The organism is Antarcticimicrobium sp. (genome assembly GCF_029212575.1).
In the GTDB taxonomy this organism is placed as follows: domain Bacteria; phylum Pseudomonadota; class Alphaproteobacteria; order Rhodobacterales; family Rhodobacteraceae; genus Antarcticimicrobium.
The window spans coordinates 1-8,828 of sequence record NZ_JARGPK010000062.1 but is presented as its reverse complement, the minus strand read 5'-3'; the positions used below and the strand labels follow the sequence as shown (position 1 = coordinate 8,828).

Annotated in this window: 12 protein-coding genes; 7 read left to right on the top strand and 5 right to left on the bottom strand. The window is 64.6% G+C overall.

Annotation, left to right across the window (positions count from 1 at the left end):
• Positions 1-12: 12 nt before the first annotated feature.
• From P1U75_RS14760 to P1U75_RS14740, 5 genes are read right to left on the bottom strand one after another with little or no spacing between them, the layout of a single operon-like run.
• The gene (locus tag P1U75_RS14760; RefSeq protein WP_300244792.1) at positions 13-1,122 is read right to left on the bottom strand and encodes an Mrp/NBP35 family ATP-binding protein; all 1,110 of its coding nucleotides are present in this window, start codon (positions 1,120-1,122) and stop codon (positions 13-15) included.
• A 31-nt stretch (positions 1,123-1,153) separates the two neighbouring features.
• Entirely contained in the window at positions 1,154-2,593 is a 1,440-nt protein-coding gene (gene cysG, locus P1U75_RS14755; RefSeq protein WP_300244791.1) for a siroheme synthase CysG, read from the bottom strand.
• An 8-nt stretch (positions 2,594-2,601) separates the two neighbouring features.
• A complete protein-coding gene (locus tag P1U75_RS14750) occupies positions 2,602-2,805 on the bottom strand; it encodes a hypothetical protein (RefSeq protein ID WP_300244789.1) in 204 nt (67 codons plus the stop codon).
• The gene (locus P1U75_RS14745) at positions 2,798-2,995 is read right to left on the bottom strand and encodes a hypothetical protein (RefSeq protein WP_300244787.1); all 198 of its coding nucleotides are present in this window, start codon (positions 2,993-2,995) and stop codon (positions 2,798-2,800) included. Before P1U75_RS14745 ends, P1U75_RS14750 begins: the two co-directional genes overlap by 8 nt.
• The gene (locus tag P1U75_RS14740) at positions 2,982-3,911 is read right to left on the bottom strand and encodes a TauD/TfdA family dioxygenase (protein WP_300244786.1); all 930 of its coding nucleotides are present in this window, start codon (positions 3,909-3,911) and stop codon (positions 2,982-2,984) included. Before P1U75_RS14740 ends, P1U75_RS14745 begins: the two co-directional genes overlap by 14 nt.
• Before the next feature lie 266 nt (positions 3,912-4,177).
• Between P1U75_RS14740 and dsrA the strand changes: the two genes are divergently transcribed.
• The 7 genes from dsrA to P1U75_RS14705 all read left to right on the top strand — a co-directional run.
• Positions 4,178-5,470, top strand: a complete 1,293-nt coding sequence (dsrA, locus tag P1U75_RS14735; protein WP_300244784.1) for a dissimilatory-type sulfite reductase subunit alpha — start codon at positions 4,178-4,180, stop codon at positions 5,468-5,470.
• A 28-nt stretch (positions 5,471-5,498) separates the two neighbouring features.
• A complete protein-coding gene (gene dsrB / locus P1U75_RS14730) occupies positions 5,499-6,581 on the top strand; it encodes a dissimilatory-type sulfite reductase subunit beta (protein WP_300244782.1) in 1,083 nt (360 codons plus the stop codon).
• Positions 6,582-6,599: 18 nt separating this feature from the next.
• Positions 6,600-6,992 (top strand): sulfurtransferase complex subunit TusD, encoded by a 393-nt coding sequence (gene tusD / locus P1U75_RS14725; protein WP_300244780.1) that lies wholly within the window; start codon positions 6,600-6,602, stop codon positions 6,990-6,992.
• A gap of 13 nt (positions 6,993-7,005) precedes the next feature.
• Positions 7,006-7,413 (top strand): sulfurtransferase complex subunit TusC, encoded by a 408-nt coding sequence (tusC, locus tag P1U75_RS14720; protein WP_300244778.1) that lies wholly within the window; start codon positions 7,006-7,008, stop codon positions 7,411-7,413.
• Between the two features lie 11 nt (positions 7,414-7,424).
• Positions 7,425-7,733 (top strand): sulfurtransferase complex subunit TusB, encoded by a 309-nt coding sequence (gene tusB, locus P1U75_RS14715; RefSeq protein WP_300244776.1) that lies wholly within the window; start codon positions 7,425-7,427, stop codon positions 7,731-7,733.
• Between the two features lie 51 nt (positions 7,734-7,784).
• Positions 7,785-8,117 (top strand): TusE/DsrC/DsvC family sulfur relay protein, encoded by a 333-nt coding sequence (locus P1U75_RS14710; protein ID WP_300244775.1) that lies wholly within the window; start codon positions 7,785-7,787, stop codon positions 8,115-8,117.
• Positions 8,118-8,175: 58 nt separating this feature from the next.
• On the top strand, positions 8,176-8,828 hold a 653-nt coding region (locus tag P1U75_RS14705), incomplete at its 3' end, for a respiratory nitrate reductase subunit gamma (protein WP_300244774.1).

Below are 8,828 nucleotides of genomic sequence, written 5' to 3'. Positions count from 1 at the left end.
CGGATCGCGGCCTCAGTCCTCATCGTCTTCGGGGAACAGGCGCGCCGCGATCTTGAGCGCGATGTCGCGGTAGATCTTTGCATGCGGCCCATCCGGCTCGGCGGCGACCACGGGCATGCCCGCGTCCGAGGTTTCGCGGATTGTCATGTGCAGCGGCACCGCCCCGAGGAAGGGCACGCCGAGGCGGCGGGCGTCCTCCTCGGCGCCGCCGTGGCCGAAGATGTCCGACGCCTTGCCGCAATGCGGACAGATGAAGGTCGACATGTTCTCGATGATGCCGAAGATCGGAACATCGACGTCCTTGAACATCTTCAGCCCCTTGCGGGCGTCGATCAGCGCCAGGTCCTGCGGGGTGGAGACAATGACCGCGCCCTGCAGCGGGAACTGCTGCGCCATGGTCAACTGCGCGTCGCCGGTGCCCGGCGGCATGTCGAGCACCAGCACGTCCAACGCGCCCCAGTTGACCTCGCGCGTCATCTGCATCAGCGCGGTCACCACCATCGGGCCGCGCCAGATCACCGGCTTGTCCTCCTCCATCATGTAGCCCATCGACATGGTCTTGAGCCCGTATTGCTCGATCGGCATGACCCGGTCGTCCTCGACCTCGGGGCGGGTGTGCACGTTGAGCAGGCTGGGCATCGAGGGGCCGTAGATGTCGGCGTCGAGCAGCCCGACCTTGAGCCCCAGCGCTTGCAGCCCCAACGCCAGGTTGGCGGCGGTGGTCGATTTTCCGACCCCACCCTTGCCCGAGGCGACGGCGATGATCGTCCTGATGCCCGGGATCGCGGCGGAATGCGGGCGCATGTCGCGGCCCGGTGCCTCGGTCGGGCGCTTGCGCAGTTTCGGCGGCTCCGGCGCGGCGGGCTCGGGCGCGGCAGGCCGTTCGGCGGTGAGCACCACCAGCGGGGTGTCGATGCCATCGAGGCTGTGCAGCTGCTCCTCGATCATCGCCTTCACCGCGGCGAGGTCGCCGGAATAGCCCGTGGGCACGTTCACCGGCACGATCACCTTGCCGCCGTCGACCGTCACCTGGTCGGACACCACCATGCCCGAGGTGAGCAGGTCGGTCTTGAGCCCGGGGGCGGTGAGCAGCGACAGGCGCCTTAGGATGATGGTTTTCATGTCTGCCTTTCTTGGCGGGATTATACCCGCGTCAATCCTGGGTGGCTGAAATCGAGAGGGAATGCGGGATGTCCTTTGCCGCGTTGCCGGGTGCTAACCGGGCGCGAAGCTGCACCACGCTGCCGATGATAATCATGGTCGGGCTCTTGAACCCGGCCGCACGGGCCTGATCGACGATATCGCCCAGCGTGCCGGTCAGGACGCGTTGGTCGGCGCGGGTGCCGTTCTCGACCAGCGCCACATCGGCCTGCATCGAGATACCGCGGCGGGCAAAGCCCTCGACCAGCGCCGGAAGGTTCTGCAGCCCCATGTAGACGGCGACGGTCTGGGCCGGGCGGATCAGCACCTCCCAGTCAAGCTCGAGCACGCCGTCCCTGCCGTGCGCGGTCACGAACAGGCAGGACTGCGCGTGGTCGCGGTGGGTCAGCGGGATGCCGGCATAGGCGGCGCAACCGGCCGCGGCGGTGATGCCGGGGACGACGCGGAACGGGATGCCCCTGGCCGCCAGTTGCTCGATCTCCTCGCCGCCGCGCCCGAAGATGAAGGGATCGCCGCCCTTGAGTCGCAGCACACGTTTGCCCTGAAGCGCCAGCTTGACCAGCAGGGCCGAGATGTCGCCCTGTTCCATCGTGTGTTCCTTGGGCAGCTTGCCGACATAGATGCGCTCGGCGTCGCGGCGCACCAGCGACAGCATCTCCGGGTCGACCAGCCGATCATAGAGCACCACGTCGGCGCGTTGCATCAGCCGCAGCGCGCGGAAGGTCAGCAGATCGGGGTCGCCCGGCCCGGCGCCGACGAGATAGACCTCGCCCATCGGCGCCTCTTTCCCGGCGCGGGTGCAGGCCAGATCGGCCTCGAACCGGGCGATGGCCCCGGCCTCGTTCCCGGAAAGGTAAAGATCGCCGACCGGCCCGTCGATCATGCGGTCCCAGAAGTGGCGCCGCGTGCGGGCGTCGCCGATGCCCGCGGCGATGCGGTCGCGGAACCGGCTGACAAAGGCGGTGAGCTGGCCATAGGCGGGAGAGAGCATGGTTTCGATGCGCGCGCGCAGGGTGCGGGCGACGACCGGGGCGGCGCCGCCGGTGGAGATCGCCACCACCACCGGGGATCGGTCGACGATCGAGGGGGTGATGAAATCACACCTGTCGGTGGCGTCGGAGATGTCGCACAGCACCTTGCAGTCGCGTGCCCAGCCCAGCAGCCGCGCTTCCCGCGCCGCGTCGTCTGAGGCGCCATAGACCACGCGGGCGCCGACGACGTCGTCGCGCCCGGGCAGCCGGGCCTCGAAACTCAGGCCGGAGGGGGCCTCGGCGGTGAGGCGTTGCAGCTCGTCCCCCGGTGCCGGGTCCAGCACCAGGACCCGCGCCCCGGCCGAGAGCGCGCGCTCCGCCCGGCGGGCCGCCGCGGTGCCGCCGCCATCGACCAGCACCAGGTGATCGCGGACGTCGAGAAAAATCGGAAGATACTCCATCGGGCCCGTCACAAATCCCGCGCGGCGGCGGTCATGGCGTCGGCCAGCGCCGTCGCGGTTTCGGCGTCAAGATCGACCTGGGTGATGCGGGTGCCCTCGCGGAGCACCAGCCGCACCATCGTCAGGCCGCCGTCGAACTCCACCCGCCGCAGGATTGCCTTGCGCCGGTAGGGCAGGTCGATCTCGGCCAGATCGGTCAGCTTGTCATTCATAGGACAGGCCCCGCGTGAAGGCGGATTCGAGGACCCATTGCCAATTTTTCGGGGTGTCGCGGAAGTCCGGCTTCACGTCGAATTCCAGAAACATCTGGCCGGACTCGCCGGCGTGCTGGACGAGTGCGATGAGGTCGTCGAAACTGGCGACCTCCGGATGCCCGATGATGAGGTCGCTAAGCTGTGCCATCGTGTTCCTCCGAAAGGCGTTGGTGAAATCGGATGCGCAGCATGACCCGCGCGTGATCGGCCCCGTCGTCGAAGCCGGTCCTGTTGTGCAGGACATTGTTGCACAGAATTCCCTGGCCAGGGGCGAGGCGGAGACTGCGGATCATCGGGTCGCCGCTGGTCAGCCAGTCGCGCAGCCATTCTGTCGCGCGGTCCGTGGTCGGGTCGGACCGCCATTCGATCGACCGGGTGCGGGCGGTATAGCGCATTTGCAGCCGGCCCGAGACCTCGTCGGCGAAAAAGACCGGGCCGACCGAGGTCGGGCGCAGGGTGCCGTCGGGTTCGCGGTTTTCCGGGATCGTCATCGCCCCGCGGTGCATCAGCGCGGCGACGAAGTTCGGGTTCGCCTCGCGCATCCGCAGATAGACCAGTTCGGGGTCGGCCAGCTGGTTCTCGCCGCCAATTCCGGCCTGCTGGTGGCAGTGCAGGACAAAGGCCATCACTGGGGAGGAGGCCGGGTTGTAATACCCGTCCGTGTGCCAGTTCAGCGGCCGCGCGGTATAGGGAATGTAGCCCTTTTTCGTGGCGGTGGAGGAGGTGCGCAGCGCGACCACGCCGCGCTCTCCGGCCGAGCGGTGATCCTCGGGAACCGACAACCCCAGGCTGCGCGCGAAGCCAGCCAGCGCGGTGCAATCAGCCTCAACCGTCGGTTCGGAATGCGACACCTGGTAGAGCGCGTGATTCGCGATTGCGCACCTCTCTTTCAGGTCCCTCCGGGCGGATTTTTCGCAGGCGGCAAGCGAATCCAACCGGATCGGCGGCAGCTTCGAGAGCCTGTCGCAGGCGCGAATCTTTGCCTCGCGCCAGCTTTCAAAGGCGTCATTCGTGGCGAAATCCTGCCAGTGGAAATGCCTGATTATTTCCGTTTCAGGCTGCATTTTCGGCAGAACACTCAGGTTTCATTGCTCTTTTTCCATTTCTGCATTGCGGCGCAATTGATGCTGCAGCGCAATAATATATCGCCAGTGCAGGCGAGTGTTGCTAAATATTCTAACATTCGTAAAATAGGATGTGTAGATCTTTCGAAGGCATGCCGTCCTGTCGGCTACCCACGCACTACTGAGGAGGTCCGGACCAAGGTCCGGTCGCGTGGCTGACCCGCAGAAAACACGGCATAGGGCGTGGGAACATCTGGGAGGAAGCCATGAAGGACGACGACGTACAGGACGCGGATCGCAAGATTCACCCGACGCCGCAGCTTGACCAATTGGAGGACGGTCCCTGGCCGAGCTTCGTGACCGGTCTCAAGCGCCTGCGCGACGAGGGCGCGCCCAACAACCAGAAGATGATGAACGATCTACTGGGCCAGCTCAACCATTCCTACGAGAACCGCACCGGCTATTGGAAGGGCGGCACGGTTTCGGTCTTTGGCTACGGCGGCGGGATCATCCCGCGATTTTCCGAGGTGGCCGACAAGTTCCCGGAATCGAAGGAGTTTCACACCCTGCGCGTGATGCCCCCTGCTGGCTACCATTATACCACCGACATCCTGCGCCAGCTCTGCGATATCTGGGAGCGGCATGGCTCGGGACTGGTGGCCTTTCATGGCCAGTCGGGCGACATCATGTTCCAGGGCTGCACCAGCGAGAACACGCAGAAGGCCTTTGACGAGTTCAACGAGATCGGCTTCGACCTTGGTGGCGCCGGTCCGGCGCTGCGCACCTCGATGAGTTGCGTCGGCCATGCCCGCTGCGAGCAGTCCTGCTATGACGAGGTGCGCGCGCACCGGTCGATCATCAACAAGCTGCTGGACGAGATGCACCGCCCGGCGTTGCCCTACAAGTTCAAGTTCAAGTTCTCGGGCTGTGCCAATGACTGCGTGAACGCGATCCACCGCGCCGACTTTGCCGTCATCGGCACCTGGCGCGACGATATCAAGATCGACCAGGAAAAGGTCAAGGAGCACATCAAGGAGAAGGGCCGCCGTTATACCACGGACACCGTGCTCAAGATGTGCCCGACGCGGGCGATCTCGCTCAACGACGACGACACGCTGGAGATCGACAACAAGTCCTGCGTGCGCTGCATGCATTGCATCAACGTGATGACCAAGGCGCTTTCACCCGGCGACGACCGTGGCGTGTCGATCATGATCGGCGGCAAACGGGCGCTGAAGATCGGCGACCTGATGGGCATCATGATCAAGCCGTTCATGAAGCTGGAGACCGACGAGGATTTCGAAGAGCTCGAGGATTTCGCCGAGCGCGTGGTCGAGTTCTTTGCCGACAACGCGCTGGAGCACGAACGCGTCGGCGAGACCATTGACCGGATCGGCCTTCCGGCCTTCCTCGAAGCGTTGGAGATCGACGTCGATCCCAACATGGTCAACCACCCGCGCACCTCCTGCTACGTGCGCACCGACGATTTCGACGAGGAAGCAGCCAAGTGGTTCGAACGCAAGGCGGCGGAAAAATCCGCCGGCGCGGCGGCCGAGTGATCGGGCAGAGACAGGGAGTGATAATATCATGAAAGATCAAGTCGATACCCCCCGCAAGCCCGACGAAGTCGGGGTACCGGATCCGTTCCAGTACATGCACCCGGTGATGAAGGCCAACTATGGCAACTGGGATTGGCACGAACGGCCGCGCGCGGGCGTTCTGCGTCATGTGGCCAAGTCGGGCGACGTGATCTATACGGTCCGCGCCGGCACCCAGCGGCAGATGGACGTGTTCACCATCCGCACGCTCTGCGACATCGGTGATCGCTATGCCGATGGCCATGTGCGGTTCACCACCCGCTCCAACATCGAGTTCATGGTGGCCGAGGAGGCCAAGGTCGCGCCGCTGATCTCGGCGCTGGAACTGGCCGGGTTCCCGGTGGGCGGCACCGGCGCCAGCGTGTCGATGATCAGCCACACCCAGGGCTGGCTGCATTGCGACATTCCCGGCACCGACGCCTCGGGTGTGGTCAAGGGCATGATGGACATGCTGCACAAGGAGTTCGTGCAGGAAAAGATGCCCAACCGGCTGCGCATCACCACCTCGTGCTGTCAGATCAACTGCGGCGGGCAGGGCGATATCGCGGTCAACGTGCAATACACCAAGCCGCCCAAGATCAACCACGACCTGGTCGCCAACGTCTGCGAGCGACCCGCCGTGGTGGCGCGGTGTCCGGTGGCGGCGATCCGGCCGGCGATGGTCAACGGCAAGCCGAGCCTCGAGGTCGACGAGAAGAAATGCGTCTGCTGCGGCGCCTGCTACCCGCCGTGCCCGCCGATGCAGATCAACGGCGAGGATTCCACCAAGATCGCGGTCTGGGTCGGCGGCAAGCATTCCAACGCGCGTTCCAAGCCGACGTTTCACAAGCTGGCGGTGGCGAACCTGCCGAACAACGCGCCGCACTGGCCCGAGGTCAAGGAAGTCGTGGGCCGTATCGTCGAGGCCTACAAGTCCGACGCCCAGCACTGGGAGCGGATGGGCGAGTGGATCGAGCGGATCGGCTGGAAGCGGTTCTTCGAGATGACCGAACTGGCCTTTACCAAGCACCACCTGGACACCTGGACCGGTGCGCGGGGGTCGATGAACATGTCGGCCCACGTCCACTTCTGACCGGAAAGGCAGCGAGCAGTGAAGATCGGAGTAGTCGTGAGCGAGGGGCCTTATACCCATCAGGCCGCCGATACCGCTTATCATTTCGTCAAGTCGGCGCTGGCCAAGGGGCACGAGGTGCCGCGGGTGTTTTTCTACCATGACGGGGTCAACGTCTCGTCCCGGCTCAGCGTCCCACCTCAGGACGAGCGCCACATCCAGAAGAACTGGAGCGAGCTGGCGCAGGAGCACGGGATCGACCTGGTGGTCTGCATCGCCGCCGCGCAGCGGCGCGGGCTGCTGGACGCCAACGAGGCCGAGCGTCAGGGCAAGGACGCCAACAACATCGCCGAGGGGTTCCGGATTTCCGGCCTCGGCCAGTTGATCGAAATGGGCATCCAGACGGATCGCCTGGTCACGTTCGGCGATTGAGGGGGGCGGGAAGATGTCGAATATCAAGAAATTCCTCTACGTGAACCGCAAGGCGCCCTACGGGACGATCTATGCACTGGAGAGCCTGGAGGTCGTGCTGATCGGCGCCGCCTTCGACCAGGACGTGAGCCTCGCCTTTCTCGATGACGGGGTGTTCCAGCTGACCAAGGGGCAGGACACCGGCGCGATCGGGGTCAAGAACTTCTCGCCGACGTTCCGGGCGCTGGGTGACTACGACGTGACCAAGCTTTTCGTCGAGCGGGAGTCGCTGGAGGAGCGTGGCCTGAGCGAGGGCGACCTGCAGGAGATCGTCTATGAGGACGAAGATGACGACTGGGCCGAAAAGCCGTCGATCAAGATCGTTTCACGCGCCGAGATGGCCGACATCATGTCCGGTCAGGACGTGGTTCTGAGTTTCTGAGGAGGGATGCGATGTCGACCTTGCACACGGTGAACAAGTCGCCCTTCACCAATGGCGCTTTGCTGAGCTGTCTCAAGCATTGCAAGCCGGGCGATGCGGTTCTGCTGATCGAAGACGGTGTTTACGGCGCGCTCGCGGGGTCCTCGGTGGCCGGGGCGGTGTCCGACAGCCTGGAGGATGTGACGCTCTACGTGCTGGGCGGCGACGCCAGCGCGCGCGGCCTCGACGACGGCAAGGTGCTGAGCGGGGCCAAAACGGTTGGTTACGACGGGTTCGTGGATCTGGTTGTGGACCACGCGCGCACCCAGGCGTGGCTTTGAAACGATACGGCCCGATGAAGCGGACCGGACTTTAGCAAGAGGAAGAAGACAATGTCCTATCAGATAAACGGCCACACGGTCGAGCACGACGAGGAAGGCTATATCACCACGCTGTCCGACTGGACCAAGGATCTGGCCGAGGAAATCGCCAAGTCCGAGAACGTCGATATGACCGACGAGCATTGGGCGGTGGTGAATTTCCTGCGCGATTACTACGACGAATACCAGATCGCACCGGCGGTTCGCGTGCTGATCAAGGCGATCAAGAAGGAAATGGGCCCCGAGAAGGGCAACAACAAGTACATGTACGAGTTGTTCCCCTATGGCCCGGCGAAACAGGCCTGCAAGATCGCCGGTCTGCCCAAGCCGACCGGCTGCGTCTGATCCGAAGTCATCACGTCACGCCTCTGTGGGGAGACAGGGGCAGGGGGGAGAGAGTATCGTGCTGGGAACCGCCTATGCCATCCTGTTCTATGCCGCCACGCTGATCCTTGTGATCGGGCTGGCGGCCCGGATCCGGGTTTACGCGCGCGTCCCGGCGCCGCTCAAGATCCCGACGACGCCGGCGCCCAAGACCCGCGGCGGTGTCGTCCTGCGCATCCTGCGCGAGGTGGTGTTCTTCGAGAGCCTGTTCAAGTCGAACAAGTGGATCTGGCTGTTCGGCTGGACCTTTCACATGACCATGTGGCTGGTTCTGGCGCGGCATCTGCGTTATTTCACCCAGCCGGTCTGGGGCTGGGTCGAGCTGGTGCAGCCCTTTGGCACCTATGCCGCCTTCGGCATGATCGCGGGGCTGGCCGGGCTGTGGCTGCGGCGGGTCGTGGTCGAACGTATCCGCTACATCACGAACCCCTCCGATCACCTGATCCTGGCGTTGCTGCTCGGGATCGTGCTGTCCGGCACGATGATGCGCTTTGTCGCCCATACCGACATCGTCGCGGTCAAGGCCTATATGCTGGGCCTGATGCGCCTGCGGATTGGCGCGCTGCCCGGCGATCCGGTGCTGCTGCTCCACCTCGCCTTGGTGGCGGTGCTGATGATCGTCTTCCCCGTATCCAAGCTGATGCATGCGCCGGGGCTGTTCTTCAGCCCCAG